Source organism: Methylomonas sp. PHL2-19 (assembly GCF_059331595.1).
Window position 1 is genome coordinate 3247204 of record NZ_CP196839.1, and the last position, 26246, is coordinate 3273449.

The 26246-nt window shown below is 51.4% G+C and carries 29 protein-coding genes and 1 pseudogene; 24 read left to right on the top strand and 6 right to left on the bottom strand.

Annotated elements, in window-relative coordinates:
- The 7 genes from ACR02O_RS14990 to ACR02O_RS15020 all read left to right on the top strand — a co-directional run bounded on the left by ACR02O_RS14990 (nt 1) and on the right by ACR02O_RS15020 (nt 6232).
- Nucleotides 1-1044 (top strand): methyltransferase domain-containing protein, encoded by a 1044-nt coding sequence (locus ACR02O_RS14990; protein WP_033159453.1) that lies wholly within the window; start codon nt 1-3, stop codon nt 1042-1044.
- Nucleotides 1035-1652 (top strand): sigma-70 family RNA polymerase sigma factor, encoded by a 618-nt coding sequence (locus ACR02O_RS14995; protein WP_033159452.1) that lies wholly within the window; start codon nt 1035-1037, stop codon nt 1650-1652. Before ACR02O_RS14990 ends, ACR02O_RS14995 begins: the two co-directional genes overlap by 10 nt.
- Nucleotides 1645-1845, top strand: coding sequence for a zf-HC2 domain-containing protein (locus ACR02O_RS15000; RefSeq protein WP_033159451.1), 201 nt, complete (start codon nt 1645-1647; stop codon nt 1843-1845). The genes ACR02O_RS14995 and ACR02O_RS15000 overlap by 8 nt, the downstream gene beginning before the upstream one ends.
- 299 nt (nt 1846-2144) lie before the next feature.
- The gene (locus ACR02O_RS15005; RefSeq protein WP_033159450.1) at nt 2145-2462 is read left to right on the top strand and encodes a hypothetical protein; all 318 of its coding nucleotides are present in this window, start codon (nt 2145-2147) and stop codon (nt 2460-2462) included.
- Nucleotides 2463-2487: 25 nt separating this feature from the next.
- Entirely contained in the window at nt 2488-3336 is an 849-nt protein-coding gene (locus ACR02O_RS15010; protein ID WP_133120689.1) for a transporter, read from the top strand.
- 12 nt (nt 3337-3348) lie between these two features.
- The gene (locus ACR02O_RS15015; protein WP_458137596.1) at nt 3349-4089 is read left to right on the top strand and encodes a glycosyltransferase family 2 protein; all 741 of its coding nucleotides are present in this window, start codon (nt 3349-3351) and stop codon (nt 4087-4089) included.
- A gap of 28 nt (nt 4090-4117) precedes the next feature.
- The gene (locus ACR02O_RS15020) at nt 4118-6232 is read left to right on the top strand and encodes an NAD(P)-binding domain-containing protein (protein ID WP_458137597.1); all 2115 of its coding nucleotides are present in this window, start codon (nt 4118-4120) and stop codon (nt 6230-6232) included.
- Here ACR02O_RS15020 and ACR02O_RS15025 read toward each other — a convergent pair.
- A complete protein-coding gene (locus ACR02O_RS15025) occupies nt 6221-6970 on the bottom strand; it encodes an IS5 family transposase (protein ID WP_129871393.1) in 750 nt (249 codons plus the stop codon). The two genes, ACR02O_RS15020 and ACR02O_RS15025, sit on opposite strands and share 12 nt — an antisense overlap.
- 277 nt (nt 6971-7247) lie before the next feature.
- On the opposite strand from ACR02O_RS15025, the gene ACR02O_RS15030 reads away from it, so the two are divergent.
- The 3 genes from ACR02O_RS15030 to ACR02O_RS15040 all read left to right on the top strand — a co-directional run bounded on the left by ACR02O_RS15030 (nt 7248) and on the right by ACR02O_RS15040 (nt 9795).
- Nucleotides 7248-7808, top strand: coding sequence for a carboxymuconolactone decarboxylase family protein (locus ACR02O_RS15030; RefSeq protein ID WP_033159447.1), 561 nt, complete (start codon nt 7248-7250; stop codon nt 7806-7808).
- Nucleotides 7772-9199 carry an MptA/MptB family glycosyltransferase gene (locus ACR02O_RS15035; protein WP_133120690.1) on the top strand — a complete coding sequence of 476 codons (1428 nt, stop codon included), beginning with the start codon at nt 7772-7774 and terminating at the stop codon, nt 9197-9199. The genes ACR02O_RS15030 and ACR02O_RS15035 overlap by 37 nt, the downstream gene beginning before the upstream one ends.
- A gap of 485 nt (nt 9200-9684) precedes the next feature.
- On the top strand, nt 9685-9795 hold the full coding sequence (locus ACR02O_RS15040) for a GDCCVxC domain-containing (seleno)protein (protein ID WP_432205825.1): 111 nt from the start codon (nt 9685-9687) through the stop codon (nt 9793-9795).
- A gap of 73 nt (nt 9796-9868) precedes the next feature.
- Here the strand turns inward: ACR02O_RS15040 and ACR02O_RS15045 are convergent, their stop codons facing one another.
- Nucleotides 9869-10777, bottom strand: a complete 909-nt coding sequence (locus ACR02O_RS15045; protein WP_033159446.1) for an HD-GYP domain-containing protein — start codon at nt 10775-10777, stop codon at nt 9869-9871.
- Nucleotides 10778-10984: 207 nt separating this feature from the next.
- On the opposite strand from ACR02O_RS15045, the gene ACR02O_RS15050 reads away from it, so the two are divergent.
- The 9 genes from ACR02O_RS15050 to ACR02O_RS15090 all read left to right on the top strand — a co-directional run bounded on the left by ACR02O_RS15050 (nt 10985) and on the right by ACR02O_RS15090 (nt 18220).
- A complete protein-coding gene (locus tag ACR02O_RS15050; protein WP_051670530.1) occupies nt 10985-12286 on the top strand; it encodes a tetratricopeptide repeat protein in 1302 nt (433 codons plus the stop codon).
- Nucleotides 12287-12401: 115 nt separating this feature from the next.
- Complete coding sequence (locus ACR02O_RS15055) at nt 12402-12725, top strand: hypothetical protein (RefSeq protein WP_033159445.1); 324 nt, start codon at nt 12402-12404, stop codon at nt 12723-12725.
- 15 nt (nt 12726-12740) lie between these two features.
- Nucleotides 12741-13613, top strand: a complete 873-nt coding sequence (locus ACR02O_RS15060) for an HvfB family MNIO-type RiPP peptide maturase (RefSeq protein WP_033159444.1) — start codon at nt 12741-12743, stop codon at nt 13611-13613.
- Complete coding sequence (locus ACR02O_RS15065; protein WP_101053409.1) at nt 13610-14371, top strand: HvfC family RiPP maturation protein; 762 nt, start codon at nt 13610-13612, stop codon at nt 14369-14371. Before ACR02O_RS15060 ends, ACR02O_RS15065 begins: the two co-directional genes overlap by 4 nt.
- Before the next feature lie 17 nt (nt 14372-14388).
- Nucleotides 14389-14943 (top strand): HvfX family Cu-binding RiPP maturation protein, encoded by a 555-nt coding sequence (locus ACR02O_RS15070; RefSeq protein WP_033159442.1) that lies wholly within the window; start codon nt 14389-14391, stop codon nt 14941-14943.
- 2 nt (nt 14944-14945) lie between these two features.
- A complete protein-coding gene (locus ACR02O_RS15075; protein ID WP_494521947.1) occupies nt 14946-15593 on the top strand; it encodes a DUF3047 domain-containing protein in 648 nt (215 codons plus the stop codon).
- A gap of 2 nt (nt 15594-15595) precedes the next feature.
- The gene (gene arsS / locus ACR02O_RS15080; RefSeq protein WP_033159440.1) at nt 15596-16558 is read left to right on the top strand and encodes an arsenosugar biosynthesis radical SAM (seleno)protein ArsS; all 963 of its coding nucleotides are present in this window, start codon (nt 15596-15598) and stop codon (nt 16556-16558) included.
- Between the two features lie 230 nt (nt 16559-16788).
- Nucleotides 16789-17088, top strand: a complete 300-nt coding sequence (gene nrtS, locus ACR02O_RS15085) for a nitrate/nitrite transporter NrtS (RefSeq protein WP_165786332.1) — start codon at nt 16789-16791, stop codon at nt 17086-17088.
- Nucleotides 17089-17155: 67 nt separating this feature from the next.
- The gene (locus tag ACR02O_RS15090; RefSeq protein WP_494521948.1) at nt 17156-18220 is read left to right on the top strand and encodes a cobalamin-independent methionine synthase II family protein; all 1065 of its coding nucleotides are present in this window, start codon (nt 17156-17158) and stop codon (nt 18218-18220) included.
- Between the two features lie 166 nt (nt 18221-18386).
- On the opposite strand, the gene ACR02O_RS15095 is transcribed toward ACR02O_RS15090, so the two are convergent.
- Nucleotides 18387-18881, bottom strand: a complete 495-nt coding sequence (locus tag ACR02O_RS15095) for a MerR family transcriptional regulator (RefSeq protein WP_051670526.1) — start codon at nt 18879-18881, stop codon at nt 18387-18389.
- A 279-nt stretch (nt 18882-19160) separates the two neighbouring features.
- Between ACR02O_RS15095 and ACR02O_RS15100 the strand changes: the two genes are divergently transcribed.
- From ACR02O_RS15100 to ACR02O_RS15120, 5 genes and pseudogenes are all read left to right on the top strand, one after another.
- Nucleotides 19161-21314, top strand: a complete 2154-nt coding sequence (locus ACR02O_RS15100) for a dihydrolipoyl dehydrogenase family protein (protein ID WP_033159438.1) — start codon at nt 19161-19163, stop codon at nt 21312-21314.
- 169 nt (nt 21315-21483) lie between these two features.
- On the top strand, nt 21484-22551 hold the full coding sequence (locus ACR02O_RS15105; RefSeq protein WP_458137599.1) for an IS630 family transposase: 1068 nt from the start codon (nt 21484-21486) through the stop codon (nt 22549-22551).
- Nucleotides 22552-22566: 15 nt separating this feature from the next.
- Nucleotides 22567-23133: pseudogene (locus ACR02O_RS15110) on the top strand (TIGR04283 family arsenosugar biosynthesis glycosyltransferase); the annotation flags it as partial.
- The gene (locus ACR02O_RS15115) at nt 23130-23924 is read left to right on the top strand and encodes a sterol desaturase family protein (protein ID WP_458137600.1); all 795 of its coding nucleotides are present in this window, start codon (nt 23130-23132) and stop codon (nt 23922-23924) included. The pseudogene ACR02O_RS15110 and the gene ACR02O_RS15115, both read left to right, overlap by 4 nt.
- A gap of 3 nt (nt 23925-23927) precedes the next feature.
- Nucleotides 23928-24554, top strand: coding sequence for a TIGR04282 family arsenosugar biosynthesis glycosyltransferase (locus tag ACR02O_RS15120; protein ID WP_033159436.1), 627 nt, complete (start codon nt 23928-23930; stop codon nt 24552-24554).
- Nucleotides 24555-24590: 36 nt separating this feature from the next.
- Here the strand turns inward: ACR02O_RS15120 and ACR02O_RS15125 are convergent, their stop codons facing one another.
- From ACR02O_RS15125 to ACR02O_RS15135, 3 genes are all read right to left on the bottom strand, one after another.
- Nucleotides 24591-24812 (bottom strand): tautomerase family protein, encoded by a 222-nt coding sequence (locus tag ACR02O_RS15125; protein WP_033159435.1) that lies wholly within the window; start codon nt 24810-24812, stop codon nt 24591-24593.
- An 82-nt stretch (nt 24813-24894) separates the two neighbouring features.
- Complete coding sequence (locus tag ACR02O_RS15130) at nt 24895-25497, bottom strand: cysteine hydrolase family protein (protein ID WP_033159434.1); 603 nt, start codon at nt 25495-25497, stop codon at nt 24895-24897.
- A gap of 28 nt (nt 25498-25525) precedes the next feature.
- Nucleotides 25526-26107, bottom strand: coding sequence for a carboxymuconolactone decarboxylase family protein (locus ACR02O_RS15135; protein WP_033159433.1), 582 nt, complete (start codon nt 26105-26107; stop codon nt 25526-25528).
- Between the last annotated feature and the right edge of the window lie 139 nt (nt 26108-26246).

Consider the following 26246-nt stretch of genomic DNA (forward strand, 5'->3'; position numbering starts at 1 on the left):
ATGACCACCACCCTCGAAATCAGCGAATCTGTCCAGCACTATTACGGGCAGGTATTGCAGTCCAGTAGCGACCTGAAAACCAGCGCCTGCTGTAGTATCGACGCCATGCCGACTTATCTAAAAGCACTGCTGGCTGGCTTGCATCCGGAAGTGCTGGAACGCTTTTACGGCTGCGGTTCGCCGTTGCCGCCCGCATTGGCAGGCATGACGGTATTGGATTTGGGCTGCGGCACCGGGCGCGATTGTTATCTGCTGTCGACACTGGTCGGGCCGACAGGCCGAGTGATCGGCGTCGATATGACACCGGAGCAACTGGAAGTTGCTGTGCGGCATCGCGAATGGCATGCCGAACGCTTCGGCTTCGCCAACGTGGAATTTCTGCACGGCCATATCGAAAACCTGCACACCGTCGGCATTGCCGATAACAGCATCGACGTCGTGGTTTCAAACTGCGTAATCAACCTGTCCCCGGAAAAACCCAAGGTACTGGCGGAAATCTTCCGCGTACTGAAGCCGGGCGGCGAACTGTATTTCTCTGACGTATTTGCCGACCGCCGCATTCCCAGCGAATTGCGCCAAGACCCGGTTCTACTTGGGGAATGCCTGGGCGGCGCCTTGTATTGGGAGGACTTTCGGCGCATCTTGCAAGATTTGGGCTGCCCCGATGTTCGCAAGGTCAAACAGAACCCGATCAGCATTGACGATCCCGAGGTGTTCGGCAAAATCGGCATGGTCAAATTCGACTCGGTGACAGTGCGCGCTTTTAAAATGCCGTTGGAGGATCGCTGCGAAGACTTTGGCCAAGTCGCGGTCTATTTAGGCAGCATAGAGCAACACCCACACAGCTTCGAGCTGGATGACCATCATCATTTCGAAACCGGCCGTCCGCTCAGGGTTTGCGGCAACACTGCCGACATGCTGGCCGCCAGCCGTTACGGCCGGCATTTTCAAGTGTTGGGCGATAAATCCACGCACTTTGGTTTGTTCGATTGCGTGCCGGGGCCGCGCAACACCATCACCCAGGCGGACGGCGCATGTTGTTGAAAAGCGCGCCCGTTACGGCACCCAGCTTGAGCGAAGCCGTGCTGTCTGAACACCGTCCGGTGCTTTTTCGTTACGCCTTGCTAAAACTGCGCGATCACGAACTGGCCGACGATGCAGTGCAGGAAACCTTGCTGGCCGCTTGGCAAACAGCGGCAGCCTACCAAGGCAAAGCAGGCCTCAGAACCTGGCTAATCGGTATTTTGAAACACAAAATCGCCGACCACTGGCGGCACAGTGCCCGCGAAGTCGTCACGACTGAATTCGATCAACTCGATAACCCTGACGACGAAGCAGACGAAGACGTGTTTTTCATGAGCAATGGTCACTGGAACGGCGGCCCCACCACCTGGAACGATCCCGAAGCGGCGCTCAAGCAACAGGAATTCTGGGCCATTTACGAAACGTGCCAGAACAATCTACCGCCGAAAATGGCCAAGGTATTCATGTTGCGCGAGTTGGTCGGTCTGGAAGCCTCCGAAGTCTGCGGAGAAACCGGCTTAAGCGACGCCAATTATTGGGTTACTATGCATAGAGCCCGATTGCGGCTGCGTGAATGCCTGGAAGTTCGCTGGTTCAATCAGTCAAAAAAGGAGAATAATCATGCGTAGTTGTCGCGATATTACCGGCCTGGTGTCACAGGGTATGGACAAGCAACTTAGCTTAGGCGAACGTCTGGCGATTGGTGCGCATGTGATGATGTGTTCCCGCTGCAGAAACTTTCAAAGTCAAGCGCATTTCATCCGCACAACTGCTCAGACTTACTTGGAGCGGCTCCAAGATGAGTCAGAAAAAAAATCATAAATCGAGGCCAACTACTCTATGGCAGGGTTCGATAACTCTATCACTCTGCCACTTCAACCCATTCATTTATCCGAATAAATCCGCTCTATCGCAGATTTAAGTCGCATCCAAAAAATATATTTAATTTTTGTTGTAAGGAATAGCAATTTGCGGCGACTAATTTTCGGAGTCCGGCAGCTATTGATATCCGCAGTTTCAAATCACGCTAGGTCCTTTTCGAGGATTGATATTAATCCCGCAAGTACGCGCTCCGTTTACCCGTTCATCCACTGTAATTGACCTGCATAGGGAGATATTAAATGCAATCCTTCTTTTTTCGCACGATTTTTATCTTAATAACTTTGGTTGTCAGCAATGATCTTGCATTTGCATCTGGCTCGTATAGCACCGGCGGTGGTGGCGGTGATGCGAACCAGGCTTACAACTTGGGTAAGTCAGCGGTTTATAAAAAATTAGCCTGCTCAAGCTGCCCTTTGGCCGGTCAGGAAATCGATGCCGCCAAAGCGACAGAAGTCATTCAATCCTTAGCTAATAAACCGGAACTCGCTGAAAAGCTGTCTGAAGTCGAGCGCGAGGCGGTGACCGTATATCTAAAACGTCGTTACGAACTCGACTAATCCAATGGAATAAGGAATGTTAACTATGAATATTCATCGCCCGCTTAAGCTCGTTATTCTTACGTTGTCCAGCTCTGTTCATGCTGCAAGCAACCCCTGGCTACCTGAACCAGGTTCCCTAAACACTGTTCTTTCTTATGTGTTCCAAACCGCCGATGACTTTTATTTTGGCGATACGAAGGCCGAACTGCCAACAGACCTTGATCAGCATACGGCAAGTTTATATCTGGAATACGGACTTACCGACAATATTGCCATTGACGCACGGCTAGGTTACGCAGCCAGCGATTTTCTTAAAACAGGGGCGGATGGCCCCAGCCCTTTCGCAGATAGTTTGGACGGCCTGACCGACACCAACTTAGGGATTCGGTGGAGGGCATTGGATGAGCTGGTCGGGGATTGGGCAACAGTTACATTGCGTGCTGCGGGGATTGTAGAAGGCTCATACAAGACCGGCGCCATCAATGCAATTGGTGATGGTGCTTCGGGGGGTGAATTTTCAACGTTGATCGGCCGTTATTTCGAAAATGGTCTCTCGCTTTCAGCCGAAATAGGTTATCGCACGCGCAATTCCCCAGTACCGAACGAATTCTTTGCAAATCTGCGGAGCGGGTATGCGATTACCTCCAAACTGGGTGTTGGTGTTTCGTACCAAGTAGCCGAGTCTCTCGGTGGCATCGATATTGGAGGCCCTGGCTTTACATTTGCCCGCTTTCCAGCGCTTAACGAGGACTCGCAGATATTTGGGCTTGATTTAAGTTATCGAGTAACACCAAAAGCATTTGTATCAGTTAATTATGGAACCACGCTCACTGGAAGAAATACCAGCAATCAGGACATCGTTGGGGTCAATTTTGGCTACAGTTTTTTCTAGGAAGCAAGATCCATGTATAACCAATTACATGTTACAGCTATTATCCCGGCATTGAATGAACAAGAGGCAATTGGCCAAGTTGTTAGTGCTTTAATTGCTCAGCAAGGCAATCACGGCCAACCCATAATTGATCAAATCATAGTCGCTGATAATGGCTCCATCGACCTCACGGCAACACTGGCTAATGTAGCGGGTGCAAATGTTGTCTTCGAACCAAAGCGTGGTTATGGAGCAGCTTGTTTAGCTGCTATTAACAGCATTGTTGCAACCGATGTGGTGCTGTTTATCGATGGCGATTGTTCAGTGCAAGTATCCCAGATAATCCTCTTACTTGATCCCGTGTCAAATGGTGCCGACATAGCCATAGGTTCGCGCTGCTTAGGTTACATCCAACCCGGCTCAATGAGCTTACCGCAACGGATAGGTAATGGATTGATTGCCAGGATTATTTCCTTGCTCTGGCAAGCCCAGGTAACGGATATTGGACCATTCCGCGCAATTCGTTACTCGGCGTTACAAGAGCTGGCGATGCAAGATCGTGCTTATGGTTGGACCGTCGAAATGCAAGTCAAGGCTCTGCAGCAAGGCTTGATCGTACGCGAGATTCCAGTCGATTGTTTAGTTAGAGTCGGGCGATCGAAAGTTAGCGGCACCGTGCGGGGTGTAGTCGGGGCAGCATTTGGGATGTTCGGCATGATAGTACGTTTGTGGTGGCAAGGCAGGCAGGCGGATAAAGCCAGTTTGCCAATTTAATTCAATCTTTGAACGAGTAAGGATCACCATGGATATCATCAATAAATTGAATAACCCGTTTATTGCCTATGCGAACTGGCTGCATTTGCGCTGGCCGGCTGAAGTACCGGAAGCACTTCCCGAGGTAGGTGTGGATGGCGCGACATCCATTCCGGGCATTCGGATTGCCGGCGATCTTTTGGGTGTGCCGCTACTAAAATTCGCCGCAGACTCCGGGGCAAGAGCGGTACGGGCGTTTATTGCGGAAAACGCGTTTATTGATAAAACTCAAGCGTCGGATCATTTAGATTTGGCTATAGTTGGCGGCGGGGTTGCCGGCCTTGCTGCTGCCTTGGAAGCTCAAAAAGCCGGACTCAAATTTGTGGTCTATGAAGCCAGTGAGCCATTTGCCACCATTGTTAATTTTACAAATGGCAAACCGATTTTCACCTATCCCCGAGAAATGCAGCCGCAAGGCGATGTCAAGCTGTCCGCATCGGTTAAAGAAGATTTGCTCGCAGAATTGCAAAATCAGGCACTACAAGCCGCTGTCCCTTTCGAAATTCGCCGTGTAGACCGTATCGTTCGTAAAGGTAAGATGTTGGAAGTGCAGTTCACCGAACCCAATACTGCTGTCCGCACAACGAGAGTCCTAATTTGCACCGGCAGAAGCGGTGACCACTACAAGCTAGACGTTTCCGGAGAAGATCTCGACAAGGTCCACAATCGATTATTTGATCCCAAAGACTATACGGGTAAAAAGGTCATGGTGGTGGGCGGTGGCGATTCTGCATTGGAAGCGGCTATCAGTCTAAGTGAAGCCGGAGCAGAGGTGACATTGAGTTATCGCGGCTCAAACTTTACTCGCCCAAAGCAGGAAAATATCGATCAAGCTCAAGCATTACTGGGCAGCCAGATACTGTACCAAACCCGCGTTACCCGCATCGAAACCGACAAGGTCTATTTACATGACGCCGAAAATACCCAAATCGAACTGCCAAATGATGCCGTTTTTGTGTTGATTGGCCGGGAAGCACCGGTGGATTTTTTTCATCGTACCGGCATCAGTATCCGGGGCCATTGGTCATTGCGAAAGACGATAGGCTTCGCTTTCACGCTGTTAGCAGTGCTATTCATCTATCGCTGGAAAACTGAAAATAGCGCAGTCGCCGATTTATTTCTGGAGAAAAGCTGGTTCCCCAATAACATTGACGTGGCTATCGGGCCTACCGAAAATCCGCTGGTCAAAATCCTCCAACATGAAGTTAACTCACCAGGTTTCTATTACGAACTGCTCTACACGTTGGTCATTATCGTTTTTGGCATTCGAAGAATGCTCCGCACACCGACACCCTATGTCCGTTGGCAAACTACATCTTTGATTTTGGTGCAAACCATTCCCTTGTTTATATTGCCTTACTTTATTTTGCCATTGTTCGGGGAATGGGGGTTGTTTGAAACAGACGCAGGGGAATGGTTAGCCGACCAATTGTTTCCTGTCGGGGACGGTGGAGACCGAGAATACTGGCGCAGTGTGGGTTTTATTCTGGCTTGGCCATTATTTATTTGGAATGTATTTACACCGCAACCCAACCTGCTATGGCTGGTGATTGCCTTTCTGCAAACCTTTGTGTTAATCCCCTGGCTGGTGCGCCGATACGGTAAAGGGGTTTATTGTGGCTGGATTTGTTCCTGCGGAGCGTTAGCGGAAACCTTGGGTGACGCCCAGCGCGCTAAAATGCCCCACGGTCCGGTTTGGAATAAAGTAAATATGGCCGGGCAAGTCATTTTAGGCGGAGTGCTAGTATTACTGGGGCTTAGAGTGGTTTCCTGGCTATTGCACTCTCAACCAACAGGTGAAGCTGTCGGCGCATTGTTCACCCAACTAACTTTCGACTATACATTGCTTGGTATTCCGCTGAATTATTCAGCTGTGGTGGATTATTTTTTGTCTGGGCTAATTGGCCTCGGTCTTTATTTTCATTTTAGCGGCAGAACCTGGTGCCGCTTTTTTTGTCCGTTAGCGGCATTGATGAACATTTATGGCAGATTCAGCCAATTCAGGATCTTCGCCGAAAAAGAAAAATGCATTTCCTGCAATGTCTGTTCTTCGGTATGTCACCAAGGCATCGATGTAGGGGCTGTTGCCGTTTCACATCGGTAACCATATAAATGCACAAGCCAGGGCGATAGCACCTTCAAAATTGCGTTTTAGTTTGTCATATCGGGTGGCAATAGCTCTAAAATGTTTCAGTCGCGCAAATACGTTTTCAACGAGGTGGCGATATTTATAGAGACACCAGTCCATTTCCTCATTCCCGACTATTGAATTTTGTTTTCTTGGGATGATGGGGACTGTGCCTTGGTCTCGAATTTGAATCCGTAACGGCTCGCTGTCATACCCTTTGTCTGCAATCATGTAGCCCGCCTGGGGGAGCTTGGCCACAAATTCCGGCGCTTCTTTGCAGTCATGTACTTCGCCCCCCGTAATCGAGAACTGGATGGGAAGTCCACCGGCATCAACCGCCATATGGATTTTGGTCGTGTTGCCTGCGACCGATTTCCCGATGGCTGTTGGATTTTCATGGGCGCCGCCGCTACTGTGTTGATGGGCTTTAATAATGCTGCCATCAATAAATAGCCATTCCAAATCAGGCTCAATCACTAGCGCCTGAAAGATACCCCTCAGCTTTTCTTGCAGTGACCAGGCATTGAAGCGCTTGTACACGGCATTCCACTTGCCAAAAGCGACGGGCAAGTCTCGCCAAGGGCAGCCAACACGCAAACGATAAAAAATCCCTTCGACCGTTTGCCGAAGACCGGGTTTGTCGTAAATGCTGAAACTCAACATAATCGTTTTTAGCTTTTCCCAGTGGGTATCTGTAAGCAGTTGGCGTGGCATTCGCTAGTTATCGTTTGATTGAAAACTCAATCAATATGGCTCGCCAATCGATTTTCAAAGGGATTATGACAAAATGGCAACAGCCCCTAATGAATTTTGCCAATAAAGGCCTACCGATGGCAGATCCGCAATGCGTGCGCTGTTCCGCCTGTGTGAGTAGTTGTCCAACCGGCACATTGAGCTTTGGCCGTTTACAGTCCGATGGCAGCATAATGCTTGATCGGCTTCCTGCCTCACCGGTACAAATCCGAGAAGCGCTAGCTCAGTCGGAGCGATCATGAGTATTATCGACTCCCACCATTCCTATGCATGGTATATACGCCCGTTGCTGGCCCTAATGAGCAGACGCCGGAGCGGATTATCGGAGCCAGTACGTTTGTGGGCGCGTCAGCCCATGGCATTTTTTGGATTTTTACTGATGAACCGTGCCTTGGATCATGGGAATCCGTCATTAAGCAAAACGCTTCGCGCTTTAGTCCGAACGCGCGTTTCTCAACTCAATGGCTGCCGGTTTTGCATCGATTTAAATGCTGCCCGCGCCTTGGATTGCGGTCTCAGTCGTGAAAAGTTAGAAGCCCTCGCCTGGTTTTCCGACTCGTCATTGTATAGCGATGCCGAGAAAGTAGCTTTAGCCTATGCGGAGACTGTCACAACCCTTGGAAATGTGGCTGATGCAAGCCTAATTGAACAGCTGCGGCACACTTTTGATGATGACAGTATCGTAGCCTTAACCGCTCTCATCGCCCACCAAAACATGTCTGCAAAATTCAATGCTGCCTTAGGTGCATCGCCTCAAGAATTATGTATGACCCATTACGGATACCTTCCTTCGGATTGAGGGAAAAAACCATTTACCGCCTTTTAAACACCGAAAGTCCAATGCGATTGACGCGCCTGATCCATCCAAATAGCTTCGGCATTTGTCTATTAGGGTGCTGCGGCTTGCTCGCTTGGTTATCGCGTGCACCGCAATTTTTGAACTTGCCTACATTTGCGGGGACCATGGGGCTAATGTTTGCCTTTTATGTTATCGCATACCGAACGATTCAGCAGTCTGGTTCACATATGGCAAGAACGGTATTTTTCTGGGCTCTGCTGTTACGCCTATCCGGTTTGTTGGGCGAACCCATATTTGAGGATGATTATTTCCGTTATTTGTGGGATGGCTATCGCTTTGCCAGCGACGGAACACCTTTCGGTCGTCCTCCCGAATCATTTTTTAACGACCCCAGCGTTCCTAAGGCTTTTCGGACAATCCTGAGCCAGATTAATCATCCGGATATTCCAACTATCTATGCGCCCACTTTCCAATATTTTTTTCTGATTGCCAACTGGATAGCGCCTGGGCAATTGTGGGCCTTAAAGTTGTTATTGATTGCCGCTGATTTGTTGTTAATCCAGGGGCTATTTCGCTTCGCCGGCGCAAAGCAAACGCTGCTATATGCCTGGAATCCGCTGGTAATTAAAGAAATTGCCTTTACCGCTCATCCCGATGGCCTGATTCCGGCATTGCTTATCGGTAGTTGGTTATTCAGCTCACGAGGCCGACCAATCATTGCTGGTCTAATGCTGGTCGCCGCTGTGGCATCCAAGGCTTCTGCATGGCTATTGGTACCTTTTATTGCCATCAATATCGGGTGCTTGGGCATAGCTGCTTTTGTAGGTGGGTATCTGCTGCTTTATCTACCCTTTTGGGTTCAAGGCGCCACAGACATGACAGGACTCCGTGTTTTTGCTCAGGAATTTGAATTCAATTCCGCGCTGTACGGCTTGATAAGACTTGGGTTACCAGCAAATTGGACAAAAATGCTGTTAGGTATAGCTTTTATTGGTATGACCTCAGTTTATTTTTTCCGGTATTGGCGGCTTGGAAGCCAAAATTTGCCTCGCGGAGACTGGTTATTTGGCGGCTTATTGATCATATCCCCGGTTATTAATCCCTGGTATCTGCTGTGGCTAATGCCGTTTGCCTGTATTTACTCAGGCTTAGGGGTTTGGATTGCATCGGCTGCGCTAATTTTGTCTTATGTGACTGGCCTAAACCTGCAAGATTTCGTATTCGCCCCGTATGAGCATCCATCGTGGGTTAGGCCCTTGGAATTCGGAATAATTGCCCTCGGAATGGCGTTTGACAAGCGGCAATCGGTCAGAACACCCTCGCAAAGCAGGGGGCTTGACGAATATTTCCAGCCCTGTGAGCTGCCAGAGTTTAACCAACGAATGAATTAGTGAGCAGTCCCAACACATATTGAGTTCGATGCCCGCTTGCCAACCCGGCGAATCCTACTCACCATCGCCATAACGTCAACGGGGAGTCACTCGGTTTTGGGTGGTGTCGATGATTATTCTGTTGGCGCTGATTTTTTCCTTATCTGCTTTCCTGCTTTTATTAAGCCAATATCATGAATCGATACCTGGCTTTGTTCATGATGAGTTTCGCTGTTGCTCAACCGGCATCAGCCAAATCTCGCACCGCTGTAATTACGTTACCCGGCATGATCTGAGCGGTCTAAAAAATAGCTCTGAATCGGATCACGGGGGTCACAGACACGACGTTTAACCCCGATAGCCGTCAAGCGATTGTGCACTTCAATGCGGCTAAAACCACTTTCGAAGCCGTGCTGAGTGCTCTTGCGACGTCGAATATACTTCGACGCTAAAAGAGGTAACACCATGAAAAGTATTATTTTGGAATCCACACTGATCTGACCGGAATGCGGGTGCCGCAAAACCGAGACCATGCCCATGCCTGCCAATGGTTTTACGAGTGTCAGGGCTGTCATACCCTGTTAAAACCCAAGCCCGGCGATTGTTGCGTATTCTGATCCTATGGTAGCGTGCCCTGTCCGCCGATGCAGTTACACGGCAAACAGGCCGGGTGTTGCGGCGAAACCTGATTCACAGCCAGTCCCGCAGCTGCCGCAGCCAGCTTTTGCCGTTGCCACTACAGACCGGTAAATACGGCAGCGATTCCTCCAGCAATCTTGCCAGCAAGTCATGATCGATCAAGGCTTGTAAATCCGCTGCGCTGCCTTTTTGCATGGTTGGCTTAAGAGCCAATTTGCCTTGCTGCTTTTCCAAAGCAAAGCCGTTGCCACACACCCGGCAGAAGACCTTGTCGCCGGCTTTCTGGTGTTTATGCACCACCACAACCGGTCCGCACACCGGGCATTCGCGCATCGGAATGCCAGTGTCGCTATGTCCGATAATGCCATCCAGTTCACCGGATTGTGCCAACTCGATGAAACGGCGACCGAAATGCAGATCAAATTGCTTGTCCAGATTCACCTCGATTTGTTCAATCGCCGCAACCAGAGACATTCCTCGTCGATAAGGTCGGGTGCTGGTCATCGCGTCAAAGGCATCTGCAATGCCCACGATACGAGCCGATTCCGCAATCTTTCTGCCGCTTAAACCGGACGGATAGCCCCGGCCATCAACGCGCTCATGATGACTTAGCACCACATCCATTGCCAATGGCGCCAAAGGATGCCCCTCTAACACTTGAGCGCCCAAGGCCGGATGGGTTTTCATCACGGCATATTCCGCATCGGTAAGCTTGCCGGGATTATTAAGAATAGTGTCCGGCACGCCGACTTTGCCCAAATCATGTAAAAAGCCGCCCAACCCAGCAACCACAGCGTCCTGTTTGGAAAACCCACACGCCAATGCCAATCGCGTCGAATACAGCGACACCCGCCATAGATGCCCGCCGGTATAAGGATCGCGGGCTTCGACCAGAAACGCCATGCTGTACAAGGTGTGCAGCAAATTTTGAGTGTGACTTGCATTTTGTATTGATTTCATCGGCATCTCCTGTTTGGCAATACTGTATTCAGTACATTTTTCTTTGTCGTGAGAATGGATGATTTCCTTACACAGGTTTTTATACGACCTGTGTAAGGATTTTGACCGGGATGCGACTGATAGGTGCCCTGTTGCTAACTTAATCCCTCAACCCACCAGCGATAGGATTACTTCTCTTAATAACACATCAAACTTGGGTGAAGTCTCTTGAAAAATCAAACCGTCTTTGATTTAGCATCGGCAAAACACGTGGCCGGTGAGATTGTCGATGCCGCCATCGCTTACCGTGAAATGCTTGCCGCCGACCCGGATCATGTAGAGGCTTTGCACTATCTCGGCGTAGTCTTGCATCAGCAGGGAGATACAGCGGAATCTATCGAGATGATTTTACGTGCCCTGCAACTGGATGCATCCAGCCCGGAACGTTACAACGATCTGGGGAACATTCTCACGGAAAACGGACGTTTTGCCGAGGCACGCCAAGCGTTTTCCGCCGCGCTTGAATTGAACGCTACCGATGCCAATCTCTGGAACAATTTGGGGTCGGTACTGCATCGGCTAAATGAATTTCCCGAAGCGGAAACCGCCTATCGAAATGCAGTCAGTATTAGTCCGAATTTCGTGCCCGCGCTAAACAACTTGGCTGCGCTGCTGGCGGAACAAAACCAAGTGGAAGAGTCTTCTTTTTTTGCTTGCCGAGCATATGTGCAGCCACCTCTGACCGACAAACCCTTGAAGATGCTAGGCATTGCTTACTATCGGCTGGGACTTGTCGCCGAAGCCGCCGACTGTTATCGAAGCTGGTTGGATGCCGAACCCGACAATCCGTTGGCCAGACATCACCTTGTCGCATGCACCGGTCAAGACATCCCCGCTAAAGCCACGGATCGTTACCTGATAAGCCTATTTAACGACATGGCTGAAAATTTCGATACGAAACTGGTCGGTAAACTTGGTTATTGCGGCCCCGATATTGTCGGTAACTTGCTGAATGACTACTTGACGGCGAATGCAAATCTATCGGTACTCGACGGTGGTTGCGGTACGGGGCTGTGCGCGCCAGTATTAAAACCTTACGCACGTCTGCTTACGGGCGTAGATATTTCGTCGCGCATGCTTGGCAAGGCGGCGGAAAGAGCGCTTTACGACGTTTTGGTAGAATCGGAACTGACTAGTTATCTAAAAGGGAAACAGCAATCGTTTGATCTGATAACAATGGCCGACACACTGGTTTATTTTGGCAACCTAAGCGACATTTTCGCATTGGTCCGTCAAGCGTTGTTGCCGTTAGGGACATTTTGCTTCACTGTCGAATCCGCTAGTTCGGTTGAAGCCTCTCTGGGTTATCAACTCAATGCTAGTGGTCGGTACAGTCACAGTAAGAGCTATCTCACTGAGCTGCTAAATGCACACGACTTCATACTGCTACAAGAACACGAGGCAAACATAAGGCATGAGTTTGGTAAGCCTACGCTGGGTATGGGGTTCTTGACACAGATAGCACGCTAAGAAACATCAAAGCATCGAAAAAAATTTGTAAGGAATTCAAACTGACTCCGACTGATGGAGCAGGAAGGCATTGTTGCTTGTCCTGATCATTTATCTATCTATCGGAGAGAACACCATGAACAAAAAAACCTTGTCTTTAACACTAGGCAGCGCGTTGGCTTCAACCTTGATGGGCGCGGCGCCCGCCATTCAAGCGGGCGAAAATCCGTTTACGATGTCCAGCATCAATTCTGCGCAACAATTGGCGGCTGACGGCAAATCGGCTGAGGCCGGTTGCAGCGCCAAGATGAAAGAAGGTAAATGCGGCGAAGGCAAATGTGGTGCCAACAAAATGAAGGACATGAAAGGCGCCGAGGGCGGCTGTAGTGCAAAAATGCCTGAAGGAGGCTGTAGTGGCAAAATGCCGGAAGCAGGTTGCAGCGGTAAAACAGCGAAATAAGCCGGAGTCGCGCCGATGTCTATCACCCATCCTTTCCGTTTGAACGGCGCCGGTTTGGGCTTGCGCCGCAGCATGCTGTCGGCCTTGCAGGTTGAAGTGCCCCACTGCATCGATTTTTTCGAGGTATCACCGGAAAATTGGGTGGGCGTCGGCGGTCGTCTCGGCAAGCAATTTCGCCGCCTGACCGAGCGCCACCTGTTTGTGGCGCACGGTTTGGCCTTGTCGTTGGGCGGCCCCGCGCCGCTCGATACCGGGTTTTTAGGCGAACTGAAACAATTTCTCGATCATCACGATTTTGCCCTATACACCGAGCATTTCAGCTTTTGCAGCGATGAGGGACATTTCTATGACTTATACCCGATCCCGTTTACCGAACAGGCGGTCAAGCATGTCGCCAGCCGGATTCGCCAGACTCAGGATATTCTGGAACGGCCCATCGCCCTGGAAAACGCCTCTTACTATGTCCAGCCGCCACAGGCGGAGATGGACGAACTGACTTTTATCAATGCGGTATTGGCCGAAGCCGACTGTTACCTGCATCTGGATGTGAACAATATTTATGTCAACAGCGTTAACCACGGCTACGATCCGGTGGCGTTTTTACGCGGCTTGCCCGGCGAGCGCATCGTTTATGGGCATGTGGCCGGTCACGACCTGGAGCCATCCGGCTTGATCATCGACACCCACGGCCAGAATACCATAGCACCAGTTTGGGACTTGCTGGCCGAGGCTTATCGACGTTTTGGCGTGTTTCCGACCTTGGTGGAACGGGATAGCAATATTCCGCCCTTGGCCGAGTTATTGGTCGAAGTGGAACGGATCCGTGACTTGCAAAATGTTCATCGGCTCTACCGCAACCCCCATGACATCAGCGAGGTGGCGGCATGAACCCGACACCGGCCTTTCAACAACAGCAGCGGCAGTTTCTGAATTACTTGCGGCAACCGCAAACATCGCAGCTACCTGCAGGCTTCGCCCCTGAACGGCTGGCCGTGTATGTCGATCTACTCTATAACAAATTCGACGAGAGCCTGTCGGCCTGTTTTCCGGTCACCTGCAGTATATTATCTAAAGAAAAATGGCGGGCGTTGCTGCTGAATTTCATCGCAAAACATCGCTGCTTGACGCCGTATTACCGGCAGATTCCCGACGAATTTTTGCAGCATCTGCAACAGGAACGTGAGCATCTCGATGATTGGCCGTTTTTGGCCGAACTGGCGCAGTTCGAATGGATCGAATTACAGCTGTCAATTGCCGAGGCGGAGCCGGTCACGCGAAAGCAGTTGTCCGATGCCGAATTACTGGCCAATGTGCCTGTGTTTGCACCGGTCATGCAATTGTTGTGCTACCAATGGCCGGTGCAGGACATTGGACCAAACTTTTTGCCTAGTGAACCACAGACCACGGCGATTCATATCCTGGGTTTTCGCGATAGCGATGATCAAGTGCAGTTTGTAACCCTGAATATGGCCACGGCCAAGATGATCCTGTTGTTAAATAACGGCTTGACTGGGCAACAGGCCTTGCAAGCAATGAGTGGCGGCGAGCTCCCTGACGCGCAATTTTTAGAACTCACCCAATTCGGTCAGCAGATTCTGGCCGATCTACATAGCCAGGGCGCGATTATCGATATTCGCCCGGTTTGAACTTTGGAGCCTCACTGATGAACGACCTCGCTAAATCCGCCCAAGATCCTTGTACAGCTTGTCTGATTCCTTCCTGCATCGAGCGGCTATGCACTATGCCTAGCCTGCTTTCTCACTGTTTCGACAGAAACTTACAGGGCTTGGCGCCAATTTTTCTACGTCTGTTGTTGGCTTACGAGTTCGGCGAAGCCGGCCTGGAAAAACTCCATGGCGATAACTGGTTTGCCGATGTGAGCTTCCCATTTCCGTTCAGCTTATTGCCAACGGATTTTAGCTGGACCTTGGCCACCGGCTTGGAAATCATCGCCCCGATGGCGTTGATCTTGGGATTTATGACCCGCTTTTTTAGCGCGGCGCTAATGGTGTTGACCGTGGTGGCCATCGCGGCCGTACATTGGCCGGCCGAATGGCACACATTGGCCGAATTATGGAAAGGCTATGCCATCACCGATCAAGGTTATGGCAATTACAAATTGCCGTTGGTTTATTTGTTCATGCTCGGTTCGCTGCTGTTCAATGGCAGCGGCGGCTTGGCTATTGATACTTGGTTAAAACAACGCACAGCGGGTTAAACATGAAAAAATTCTGCTGGATATTTTTAACGATGCTATCGATGAATCACGGGGCGGTTGCCGATAACAAACTGCCTATCGGCGAGTTCAGCCAGAATCGCCTGGAAGGTTGGGAGCATAAAAGCTTCAAAGGCGAAACCGAATACAGTCTGCAAGCTATCGATGGCGTGACGGTATTGACGGCCGATAGTCGTGCCGCCGGTTCCGGCATGTTCAAAGAGCAGCATATCGATCTGGAACAAACCCCGTTCCTGAACTGGTCGTGGCGCATCGGCAAGCGTTTGAACGGATTGAATGAACAAAGCAAACCCGGCGACGATTACGCGGCGCGGGTATATGTGGTGGTCAAAGGCGGGCTGGCGTTTTGGCAAACCAAGGCCATCAATTATGTCTGGGCCGGCAATACGAAAAAGGATACCATCTGGCCCAATGCCTTTGCCGGTGATCATGCGATGATGTTGGCTTTACGTGGACCGGAAGCCTCACTGAATGTTTGGCAAACCGAAAAACGCAATGTCCGGGCCGATTTCAAGAAACTATTCGGTGAAGACATCACCGCTATCGATGCCGTCGCCATCATGACCGATACCGACAACAATGGCGGTCAAGCCGCTGCCACTTATGGCGACATCTGGTTTTCCAAGGATTAAGCATGCACGACACCAAACCTCTGCTGATTAATAGTGACTTTCCGGCCCTATTCCGCAAGCCGCTGGAAGTGTTGCAAGTCAATCTCGGCTATTTGTGCAATCTGAGTTGCGTGCATTGCCATGTCAACGCCGGCCCCAAACGCACTGAGATGATGAGTCGGGAAACCATTGATCAGGTGCTGGATTTGGCTGAGGCCGCTAACATTGACACGCTGGATTTGACCGGCGGCGCGCCGGAAATGCATCCGCAGTTTTTGTATCTGGTTCGTACTGCACGCCGATTGGGTATTAAAGTCATAGACAGATGCAATCTGACCATTTTGGAAGATCCACGCTATCGATTTTTGGCCGATTTTCTAGCGGAACATGAGGTAGAGATCGTTGCTTCCTTACCGTGTTATTTGCAAGAAAATGTTGATAAGCAGCGCGGCAAAGGTGTGTTCAAAGACAGTCTGGCGGCCTTGCAACGCCTGAATCGGCTGGGTTATGGTCAGCCGGACAGCGGATTGGCCTTGAATTTGGTTTTCAACCCGCAAGACGCCGTGTTGCCGCCCAACCAACAGCAACTGGAACAAGCTTACAAACAGCACTTGCAGCACCATTACGGCATCGTCTTCAACCGCCTGTTTGCCATCGCCAATATGCCGATTCGGCGTTTTGGTAGCACCTTGATCAGTCATGGCCGCTTCGATTCTTACCTGGCGTTATTAAAAGGCAGTTTTCGCGCCGAAAATCTTGAAAACCTGATGTGCCTGAATACTCTCAGCATCGATTGGCGAGGCTATGTTTACGACTGCGATTTTAATCAGATGCTGGATTTGCCGTTAGGTGCCGCAGCTAAACCCAAACAACATATTAACGAATTGCACCTGGAACAACTGCAAGACGCACCGATAGCCACCGCAGCCCATTGTTACGGTTGCACCGCCGGCCAAGGTAGCAGCTGCGGCGGGGCTTTGCTCTGACTTTGGCCTTACCCGGACTTAAGCAAGCAATACAAAAGTGCTTGCTTGGAGGTCCTGCCTATTACATAAAACATGCAAGAATTTACATAATGTAACCTTGATGGTATATTTTGAACAAAGAGCATGGCTTATCATTTTTATCGTCAGCGCTTAAGTGCAGGGTTTTATGCGCATTGATTTTTGCCATACAGCGCGCTCCAAATCTACATTTTTGTTAGAGGTGATCCTGGATGGTTAAGTGGCTTGGTTGCAACGAAGCAGTCGGAAATTTCTTTGCAACATTACTGGATCTGCATTGCACGGCCGGTCGACTCGGCATATACCGCCGCTCCGGCAAGGTCGCTTTGGTAGTGGGAACCCTGTTGAATTTGATTAATCAGCCGCAAGCTGTGTTCGGCCTGCTGTCTTTGGATTACACGGCCATGCAACAACTCGATGTCTTCAAAGCGCTATTAACCTATGGAGTGCCATTTCTGGTGGCTTCCTACGGTGCTTTAACCACCATTGCTGAGCAGCGGACAGGCTCGTAATCCCAGCCATTCACTTGACCTAAAAACCTCTGCAACCCACTCCCTTAACGCCATACAGGAACGCCACATGTCCATACCCACCGAATCTATTGGCAGTATTCCCCGTCCGCCGCAATTGCTGGAAGCACTGCGGGAATTTCGCGCGGGCCGACTATCGCAACAACGACTCGATGCCTGCTACGACGAAGCGGTACGCGACACTTTACAACGTTTTGCAGACACCGGATCACCGGTGATCTCCGATGGCGAACAGACCAAGTCCAGCTTCGCCACCTACCCGTTGCTAGGTTTACACAATATCGCCGAAGACGGCATCGTGATTCCATTTGCCGATGGCCATACCAGGCAATTACCCCGATTAACCACGGGACCATTTCGCTACGGCGTCTATGCCGGCGCATTTGTGCAGGCCGCCAAACGCTATACCACGCGCCCGCTCAAACAGGCGGTGATTTCGGCTTCCGCCTTGAGCCTGCTTTATCCGCCAGAAGGCATAACCGGTTACTCACGAGAAGCGTTCATCGATGACTTGGTCAAGGAAACGGTAGCGGATATTCGCGGCTGTTTGGACCAAGGCGCACACCATGTGCAAATCGATTTCACCGAAGGGCGATTGTCGGTCAAACTCGATCCATCCAAGCAATTGCTGCGGCAGTTTATCGACCTGAACAACCGGGTATTGGCACACTTTACCCCGGAACAACGCCAACGCATTGGCGTGCATACCTGTCCCGGCGGCGACCATGATTCCACCCACAGCTCCGATGTCGATTACGCCGAGCTGCTACCGAATTTGTTCCAGCTCAACGCCGGTAATTTCTACATGCAGATGGCTAACGAAAAAGAGCCAGAGCGCGTGTTGGCTATCATCAAGGACAATATTCGTCCCGACCAACGAGTGTTTGTCGGCGTTATCGACGTGCTGAATCCCAACGTGGAAGAACCGGAATTGGTGCGAGATCGTGTATTGCGCGCAGCCGAATACATCCCGCTAAATCAGCTCGGCACCACCGACGACTGCGGCTTTTCGCCTTTCGAAGACGACACATCAACCGGGCGGGACACGGCATTCGCCAAAATCAAAGCCCGCGTCATCGGCACGGAAATGGCTGCTAAGGTGTTGAATTACTGAATGCGGGTTCGAACGGGCCACAACTCGCAATGTCTAACGGGTAATGCAACGAATGTTAAACAAATGCATACGCCGTAATAAGGCTATGACAATTGAGCTCCTTCGGATTACGCCCTACAGCAATAAATTACATTAACGTAATATTTGAAATGGCTCGACAACTCGGTCATGGACAACTCGGATCCCAAACCAGGCGACCAATATTGGTCAAATCAACGTTTTTGTTGACCGGACACTCCGGGCAATCCTGGCGATTGGGGCGATTTTGACAATTTACGCATTGGCGGATCAGCATATCCGCACGCTCCAGATCACTGTCCAGTTCCTGCAAATCTTCCAGCAATCCCCGAATTCTTTTACGCAAATCATGCAGGAGCGGCTGCATCGCGGCCGATGCTTCTTTGCCGGAAGCACATTTCTGCCGGGTTTGAGCGAGCTTTTGAACCGAGTCCAGTTCGATGCCGACACGACCAAGCTGCAACGCGATAGCCATACGTTTCAAATCTTTCCGAGCATAAAGACGTGTGCCGCCCTCGGTGCGGTCGGGGGCGATCAGTCCTAGTTCCTCGTACAGGCGAATCGTTCTTGGTGTAGTGCCGAGCTCTTCGGCCAATTCACCGATTTTGAGAACATTGCGCTGGTGTTTGGGCGGAAGGCGCATAATGAGTTACAAAATATAAGGTAGACGTCACATAGTGTAGGTATTGCATTAACCGAATACAAATTCCCCTTACAACACCGTCTGCCCGATACGGTGCCTACTAACTCGTGAAGATATTTATTCAGCCTGTTAAATTCAATTTGTTGAGATTTTTGTCAGGAATGACCGGCAAACACGACTAACAGGCAAGCCCAATAGTATTTAAGGAACACTGATGTTTAGCCTGACAACTTGCAAACACCCTCCGAAGCCTAGCCCACTCAGAATTGGTAGGTCGGCATGAAAACATCCAGACTTTTGTTAATGCTGGGCATTGCCGCATTGATGGCGACGTTTTTAACCCTGGATTTGCAGCACTATTTGACGCTGGAAAATTTAAAAACCCGGCAGACCGGCATTGCTTATTACCGACAGGTTCACCCATTGCTGACGGCGGCACTGTATGCCATGTTGTATATTGCGGTTATTGCGTTGTCATTACCGGGAGCGACGATACTGACGCTCGCCGGCGGCGCAGTGTTCGGTTTGCTCTGGGGTACGCTGATCGTCTCGTTCGCCTCCAGCATCGGCGCGACCCTGGCATTTTTGGCGGCACGATTTCTACTGCGCGATTGGGTCAGAGCACGGTTCGGCCAGCGTTTACAGACCATCAATGCCGGTTTGCAGCGCGATGGCGCCTACTATCTGTTTACCTTGCGTTTGGTGCCGCTGTTCCCGTTTTTTCTGATCAATCTGGCCATGGGATTGACGCCGATGAAAACCTGGACTTTCTACTGGATCAGCCAAATCGGCATGCTGGCCGGCACCGTGGTTTACGTCAATGCCGGCACCCAATTGGCGAAAATCGACTCGCTGTCAGGGATACTGTCGCCAGGGCTATTGGCGTCGTTCGCCTTGCTTGGGCTATTCCCACTGCTGACCAAAAAGCTGTTGGCGGTTTGGCAAGCGCGCAAAATCTATGCGGGTTGGCAAACGCCCAAACGCTTCGACAACAACCTGATCGTAATCGGCGCCGGCGCCGGCGGTCTGGTGAGTGCCTATATCGCCGCCGCCTTGAAAGCCAAAGTCACGTTGATCGAAAAGCACAAGATGGGTGGCGATTGCCTGAACACCGGCTGCGTGCCGTCCAAGGCCTTGATTCGCTCGGCCAAGCTTCTCTCCCATATTCAACGCGCGCCGGAATTCGGCATTGCCACAGCCTCCGCCGATTTCGATTTTGCCGAGGTGATGGAACGGGTTCAACAGGTGATCAAAACGGTTGAACCACACGATTCGGTGGAGCGTTACACGGAACTGGGCGTCAAGGTGATCCAGGGCAACGCCAGAATCGTTTCGCCCTGGGAAGTCGAAGTCAGTACGCCTGAAGGCGGAAAAAAAACGCTGACCACGCGCTCGATCGTGATTGCCGCCGGCGCTCGGCCGTTCGTGCCGCCGATTCCCGGTATCGAGCAAATCGACTATCTGACCTCAGACAGCGTCTGGCAGCTGCGCGAGCAGCCCAAACGCTTGCTGGTACTGGGCGGCGGGCCGATAGGCTGCGAATTGACGCAAACCTTCGCCCGCCTGGGCAGCCAAGTCACGCAGGTGGAGATGGCGCCACGTATCATGGCGCGGGAAGATAGTGAGGTATCCGGGCTGGTAGAAGCGCGGTTTCGCCGGGAAGGCGTGGACGTACGAGTCAACCATACCGCCAAGGCATTCATCATCGAAAATGGCGAAAATATTTTGCTGGCCGAGCACGACGGACAAACGGTCAAAATTGCCTTCGACCAATTACTGGTGGCCATCGGCCGCGCCGCCAACATTAAAGGCTACGGTGTCGAAGAATTGGGCATTGCCTTGTCGCCGCGCAATACACTGGAGACCAACCCATTTCAGCAAACCAATTATCCGAATATTTTCGCGGTGGGCGATGTAGCCGGCCCCTATCAGTTCACCCATACCGCCGCGCATCAGGCCTGGTATGCGGCGGTCAACGCCTTGTTTGGGCAATTCAAGAAGTTTCGCACTGATTATTCGGTGATTCCCTGGTCGACCTTCACCGACCCGGAAGTGGCCCGCGTCGGTTTGAACGAGCAGGATGCGCAAGCACAGAATATCGCTTACGAAGTGTCTAGCTATGGCATTGACGATCTGGATCGGGCGATTGCCGACGGCGAAGCCCATGGTTTCGTCAAAGTGCTGACCGTGCCGGGCAAGGACAAGATTCTTGGCGTGACCATCGTCGGCGAACATGCCGGCGACTTAATCGCCGAATTCGTGCTGGCGATGAAACACGGTATCGGCTTGAATAAAATCCTCGGCACCATTCACATCTATCCCACCCTGGCGGAAGCCAATAAATATGCAGCGGGTGTCTGGAAGCACAATCACGCGCCCCAGCGCGTACTGGAATGGCTGGGCCGTTATCACGCCTGGCGGCGCAACGCTTGAGAGACAAGTTTCAAACATGACTTACCCAATTAGCATCATCATCCCGGTACTCAACGAAGCCGGACATCTCGCCGGCGAACTACAGGCTTTGCAGGGACTTCGTGACCGTTGCCAACTTGTGCTAGTGCTTAGTTGCGTTATTAAGCGCTAATAATGTAATCTTGTAGGGATGTCACGAGTAGCCCCAAAAATTGAGTGTTCCGCGGAAGTACGGGCAGAGTTAGAGCGGCGCGCAGCGAGCCGAACGGAAGAAGCTCGAATGGTCGAGCGAGCCCGAATGATTCTGGGCTGTCTGGATGGCGCGCAAGTCCAAGCGGTTGCCGCGCAATGCCGAACGCGAGCCAATACAGTCATCAAGTGGCGAAACCGCTTTATGGCTCAGGGGCTTTTGGGGCTGTCAGACGAACCTCGGCCGGGCGCACCGAAGACGTATGATGAGCATTTTCGACAGCGTGTCTTGGCAATCCTTGAACTGCCACCGCCAAAGGGACAAGCCGTCTGGGATGGTCCCGCTGTAGCTAGGGCCCTGAATAGTTCGGTTTACGCGGTTTGGCGCGTGCTCCGCAAGGAAGGGATTTGTCTGCAACGACAACGCTCCTGGTGCGTCAGTACCGACAAAGAATTTGCGGTAAAGGCGGCGGACATTGTTGGCTTGTATTTGAGTCCGCCCGAGAATGCCTTAGTCATCAGTGTCGACGAAAAACCCAGTATCCAAGCGCTGGAACGAATGACCGGGTACGTTGAAACCGACAGTGGCAAGATTGCGCGCGGATTCCAGAGCACCTATAAGCGTCATGGAACACTGAATTTGTTTGCGGCCCTGCAGGTTGCGACCGGTAACATCATCGCCCAGATAACCGAAACGAAGCGGCGTGAAGATTTTCTCGGGTTCATGGACACGATTGTTGCCGAGACGCCGGTGGGCAAAGAGTTGCATGTGATTCTGGACAATTACTGTACCCACAAAAAATGCGACGCCTGGCTGGCTCAGCATCCAAATGTCCATTTCCACTTTGCGCCCACCTCAGCCAGTTGGCTGAATCAGGTGGAAATCTGGTTTGGCATCCTGTCGCGCAAAGCTTTACGCGGCGCCAGTTTCCAAAACATCGCAGCCCTGCGGCAAGCGATTGAAGACTTTATTGCCGCTTACAATCCAACGGCTACACCTTTTCGATGGCGGAAACGCGAGGTCCGCGGTGCGCAATTACGAAATACTATCGCTAACTTACGGAATTAAGCACTAGTTGACGGCGGCAGTCATGATGACAGCCCGGAGATTGCGAAATCTCTGGTCGATAAGATCATACTCGCTGCTCGCGGTCGGGCCATCCAAATGAATGTGGGTGCTTTACAAGCTGAGGCGGAGATTCTGCTGTTTTTACATGCCGATACCCGATTGCCGGATAATGCGATTGATTTGATAAGCCAGGCCGTGGCCGAAGGTTTCCACTGGGGACGTTTCGATGCGGCATTCGACAACCCCAAGCCCATCTTCAAACTGATAGCCTTCATGATGAATCAGCGCTCGCGGCTGACCGGCATTGCCACCGGCGACCAAGCGTTGTTCATGACTCGGCAAGTATTTGCAACGGTGGGCGGCTTTCCGGCGATGGCGTTGATGGAAGATATTGCCATCAGCAGCAAGCTTAAAAAACTTGGTAAACCCTGTTGTTTAAACGCCAACGTGCAAACTTCGGCACGGCGCTGGCAACAGCACGGTATATTGAAAACCATCCTGCTGATGTGGCGACTGCGCTTAATGTACTTTTTCGGTGCCGATCCCGATGATCTGGCCATGCGTTATTACGGGAGACGATGATGGAAGTCATACTGCGCTTTGGCCTGTTTATCGGCATTTTGTTGTTGATGGCGATTTGGGAAGCGCTAAGTCCTACCCGGCATTTGAGCCTCCCGCGCAGCCAGCGCTGGGCTATCAATCTCGGTTTGGCGGCATTGAATGTCGGTGTGATGCGCATCAGCATCGGCGCGGCGGCCTGGTTGGCCGCGAACTGGGCAGTGGAACAACAGCTTGGCCTGTTCAACAACCTGCCCGTAGCCGATTGGCTGAACATTTCGCTCAGCCTGCTGTTACTGGATTTGGCGATTTACGCGCAGCATGTCGCGGCCCATCGTTGGCAATGGTTCTGGCGTCTGCATCAGGTGCATCACAGCGACCTTGATTTCGATACCACCACCGCGGTGCGCTTTCATCCCTTAGAGATCATGCTGTCCATGGCTTACAAAGTTTTGCTGGTGATTATACTCGGCGCCGCCCCGCTGGCCGTCATCGCGTTCGAAATCATCCTGAATGGCTGCGCGCTGTTCAATCACGGCAATGTCAGCCTGCCGCCGCTGGCCGAGCGGATACTGCGTTATCTATTGGTCACGCCGGACATGCACCGGATTCATCATTCCGCCCGGCAACAGGAAACAGACAGCAATTACGGCTTTTCCTTGTCGTGTTGGGACCGTCTGTTCAAGACCTACCGCCATCGATCACAGCAACCGCAAACCGCGATGGCTATTGGCTTGAACGGGTTTCGCGACCGACAAGAGTTGGCTTTCTTGCAGTTATTAGCCATGCCGTTTCGACCGTTGCGCAAGCGTTGAACCATGACCTATCCATTCACCGAATGCGTACTGCTGATTTTTTGCAAAGCGCCGGTTCCCGGTCAGGTCAAAACCCGGTTGCAACCGGCATTGACTGCGGAACAAGCCGCGCAAGCCCATCGGCAGCTAACCACTATGACGCTAGATCGGGCCTTTCGACAGCCGTTGTGTCCGGTCGAACTGCATTGCGCACCGGATACCAGCCATGACTATTTTCAGGATTGCGCGCACCGCTATCCGCTTACCCTAAAGTCACAGCAGGGCGACGATTTGGGCGAACGCATGCAGCACGCCTTCGATGATGCCTTGGGCCGATACCAACACGCCGTGCTGATGGGTTGCGACTGCCCCAGTCTTAGCGTCGATGATTTACATCAAGCATTGGTAAAGTTACACGCAGAGCATGACGCAGTCATCGCACCGGCCGACGATGGCGGTTACGTCATGATCGGCTTAAACGAGTTAAAACCGAGACTGTTTAGCGACATGACCTGGGGGCATGACCAGGTTATGTCGGTCACCCGCCGCCGAGCCAACGCCTTGGACTTGAAGGTTTACGAACTGGATAGTCAATGGGACGTGGATACCTATCAGGACTGGCAGCGCTATTTAGAGTTGGCAAACGGCTGAGGCGGCGAAGACTCCGCCGCACTCAAAACCCTGAATTTACGGGTTACCAACCCTCATTGACCGTAGATCGTCGGTAGTGACCGGTTGCCCGCCGACACCCCATTCGCCTGAAGCGACATCTTCGATCAATACCCAAGTGACCGGACGCAGACCTTCGCCTTCCACCGACACGATAGCATCAGTGACTTTGCTGATGATGTCCTGTTTTTGTTGTAGCGACAAATAGCCGCTGATGCCTTTGATTTGTACAAGTGGCATGGTGTTACTCCTGATTTAATGTTTAGGTATAAAAAAACTAAGATGCGCCAACGCGAAAGAAGTGACGCATCCTGGCATGCGCTTATGCTGCCGCTCGATCCAGGAATACGTTATGGGTCATCGGCTCGCTGAACATTGGCCAGTTGTGTTCGATGGAAGCGTCGTACTGCTCTAAGCCGATAGTGGCACTGGCATCGGTAATCCCGAACACGCGATACCCTTTGTCGTAAGCGGCGCGCATCGTGGATTCGATACAAATATTGGTTAGTTGTCCAGCCAGGGCAATGGCGGTAATGCCGTGCGATCGTAAAACGAAATCCAGATGCGTGCCGGCGAAGGCATCGATGCCTGATTTACCCTCAACGACAATATCGTCGGCTTGAATATCGACACCGTCGGCAATCGCGCTGCCCCAAGTATCCTTGATCAAGGCACCGGCATTTTTTACCGCTTGCAGAATACCGTATGGCGCATCGCCCATTTCCCGATAATCGGTCGAAAAGCTGATAGGCACATGCACGATCAGCATACCGCTAGCCCGTGCCGCCCGGATTAACTCGTTTTGGTTGGCTTTGACATCGTAGGTTTCCAATACCGGCTTCAATAACGGGTATAGTTTGCCGCCTTCAGTTAGAAAGTCGTTTTGCAGTTCCAATAAAACCACTGCGGTTTGTTTTACTTTCATGGTGTTTACCTATTTATAAGTCAAACAATCAAGCGCACTGCCGACTGCTGCATTGCGCGGGCTCTTCCCAGGCTTCGGCCTGAAAAGCGGTATCCAGCGGAGCATGGATAATATGGTTGGTGTAATTGCTCAAGGTTTTGAACGCCACGCCCAGCAACACTTCCAATACCTGCGCCCGGCTGTAGCCTGCCGTGATAAATTTGTCCAGGGTTTGCCCGCAAACTACGCCGCGGTTTTTCACCACTGCGCGGCTAAAACTGGCCAGAGCGTCCAATTTGGCATCCGATAGCGGTTTGCCGTTGCGCAGGGCTTCGACGATCGCCGGATCGGCCTTGGCCATGTGTTTGGCGATCATCGAGTGCGCGGCAACACAGTAGGTGCAATGGTTTTCGACGCTGATAGCCAGCAAAATGACTTGCTGTTCGGTCGGGCTAAACGATGTCTGATCAAACAAGGCCGTCAATTCGATGTAAGACTTCAAAGCCGCCGGCGCTTCGGCCAAACCGCCGTGCAGGTTGGGCACGAAGCCGTATTTTTTTAATGATCCTTCCAGCAGTGGTTGTGCAATGGCAGGCGCTGTCTGGATAGAATGTATTTTGAATTGGGACATGCTGTCTCTCCTTTAATTTAAAAACATGAGGTGTAATGCCGATGCGAATTCGTTTCGACGGGGATAGGTTAAGAAAAACCATTGCTTCATCCCATGCGCACGCTTCCGGCGTACTTGTCCGATATTCCGGGAGTAAACG

Bases quoted from the DNA above. Each gene is read 5' to 3' on its own strand.
- ACR02O_RS15120 (WP_033159436.1), top strand. From the start codon at position 23,928: ATGACCTATCCATTCACCGAATGCGTACTGCTGATTTTTTGCAAAGCG.
- arsS (WP_033159440.1), top strand. From the start codon at position 15,596: ATGCACGACACCAAACCTCTGCTGATTAATAGTGACTTTCCGGCCCTA.
- ACR02O_RS14995 (WP_033159452.1), top strand. From the start codon at position 1,035: ATGTTGTTGAAAAGCGCGCCCGTTACGGCACCCAGCTTGAGCGAAGCC.
- ACR02O_RS15115 (WP_458137600.1), top strand. From the start codon at position 23,130: ATGATGGAAGTCATACTGCGCTTTGGCCTGTTTATCGGCATTTTGTTG.
- ACR02O_RS15130 (WP_033159434.1), bottom strand. From the start codon at position 25,497: ATGAAAGTAAAACAAACCGCAGTGGTTTTATTGGAACTGCAAAACGAC.
- ACR02O_RS15035 (WP_133120690.1), top strand. From the start codon at position 7,772: ATGTATGACCCATTACGGATACCTTCCTTCGGATTGAGGGAAAAAACC.
- ACR02O_RS15090 (WP_494521948.1), top strand. From the start codon at position 17,156: ATGTCCATACCCACCGAATCTATTGGCAGTATTCCCCGTCCGCCGCAA.
- ACR02O_RS15135 (WP_033159433.1), bottom strand. From the start codon at position 26,107: ATGTCCCAATTCAAAATACATTCTATCCAGACAGCGCCTGCCATTGCA.
- ACR02O_RS15105 (WP_458137599.1), top strand. From the start codon at position 21,484: ATGTCACGAGTAGCCCCAAAAATTGAGTGTTCCGCGGAAGTACGGGCA.
- ACR02O_RS15125 (WP_033159435.1), bottom strand. From the start codon at position 24,812: ATGCCACTTGTACAAATCAAAGGCATCAGCGGCTATTTGTCGCTACAA.
- ACR02O_RS15030 (WP_033159447.1), top strand. From the start codon at position 7,248: ATGAGTATTATCGACTCCCACCATTCCTATGCATGGTATATACGCCCG.
- ACR02O_RS15025 (WP_129871393.1), bottom strand. From the start codon at position 6,970: ATGCCACGCCAACTGCTTACAGATACCCACTGGGAAAAGCTAAAAACG.
- ACR02O_RS15015 (WP_458137596.1), top strand. From the start codon at position 3,349: ATGTATAACCAATTACATGTTACAGCTATTATCCCGGCATTGAATGAA.
- ACR02O_RS15040 (WP_432205825.1), top strand. From the start codon at position 9,685: ATGCGGGTGCCGCAAAACCGAGACCATGCCCATGCCTGCCAATGGTTT.
- ACR02O_RS15005 (WP_033159450.1), top strand. From the start codon at position 2,145: ATGCAATCCTTCTTTTTTCGCACGATTTTTATCTTAATAACTTTGGTT.
- ACR02O_RS15060 (WP_033159444.1), top strand. From the start codon at position 12,741: ATGTCTATCACCCATCCTTTCCGTTTGAACGGCGCCGGTTTGGGCTTG.
- ACR02O_RS15070 (WP_033159442.1), top strand. From the start codon at position 14,389: ATGAACGACCTCGCTAAATCCGCCCAAGATCCTTGTACAGCTTGTCTG.
- nrtS (WP_165786332.1), top strand. From the start codon at position 16,789: ATGGTTAAGTGGCTTGGTTGCAACGAAGCAGTCGGAAATTTCTTTGCA.
- ACR02O_RS14990 (WP_033159453.1), top strand. From the start codon at position 1: ATGACCACCACCCTCGAAATCAGCGAATCTGTCCAGCACTATTACGGG.
- ACR02O_RS15055 (WP_033159445.1), top strand. From the start codon at position 12,402: ATGAACAAAAAAACCTTGTCTTTAACACTAGGCAGCGCGTTGGCTTCA.
- ACR02O_RS15045 (WP_033159446.1), bottom strand. From the start codon at position 10,777: ATGAAATCAATACAAAATGCAAGTCACACTCAAAATTTGCTGCACACC.
- ACR02O_RS15100 (WP_033159438.1), top strand. From the start codon at position 19,161: ATGAAAACATCCAGACTTTTGTTAATGCTGGGCATTGCCGCATTGATG.
- ACR02O_RS15010 (WP_133120689.1), top strand. From the start codon at position 2,488: ATGAATATTCATCGCCCGCTTAAGCTCGTTATTCTTACGTTGTCCAGC.
- ACR02O_RS15020 (WP_458137597.1), top strand. From the start codon at position 4,118: ATGGATATCATCAATAAATTGAATAACCCGTTTATTGCCTATGCGAAC.
- ACR02O_RS15075 (WP_494521947.1), top strand. From the start codon at position 14,946: ATGAAAAAATTCTGCTGGATATTTTTAACGATGCTATCGATGAATCAC.
- ACR02O_RS15000 (WP_033159451.1), top strand. From the start codon at position 1,645: ATGCGTAGTTGTCGCGATATTACCGGCCTGGTGTCACAGGGTATGGAC.
- ACR02O_RS15095 (WP_051670526.1), bottom strand. From the start codon at position 18,881: ATGCGCCTTCCGCCCAAACACCAGCGCAATGTTCTCAAAATCGGTGAA.
- ACR02O_RS15065 (WP_101053409.1), top strand. From the start codon at position 13,610: ATGAACCCGACACCGGCCTTTCAACAACAGCAGCGGCAGTTTCTGAAT.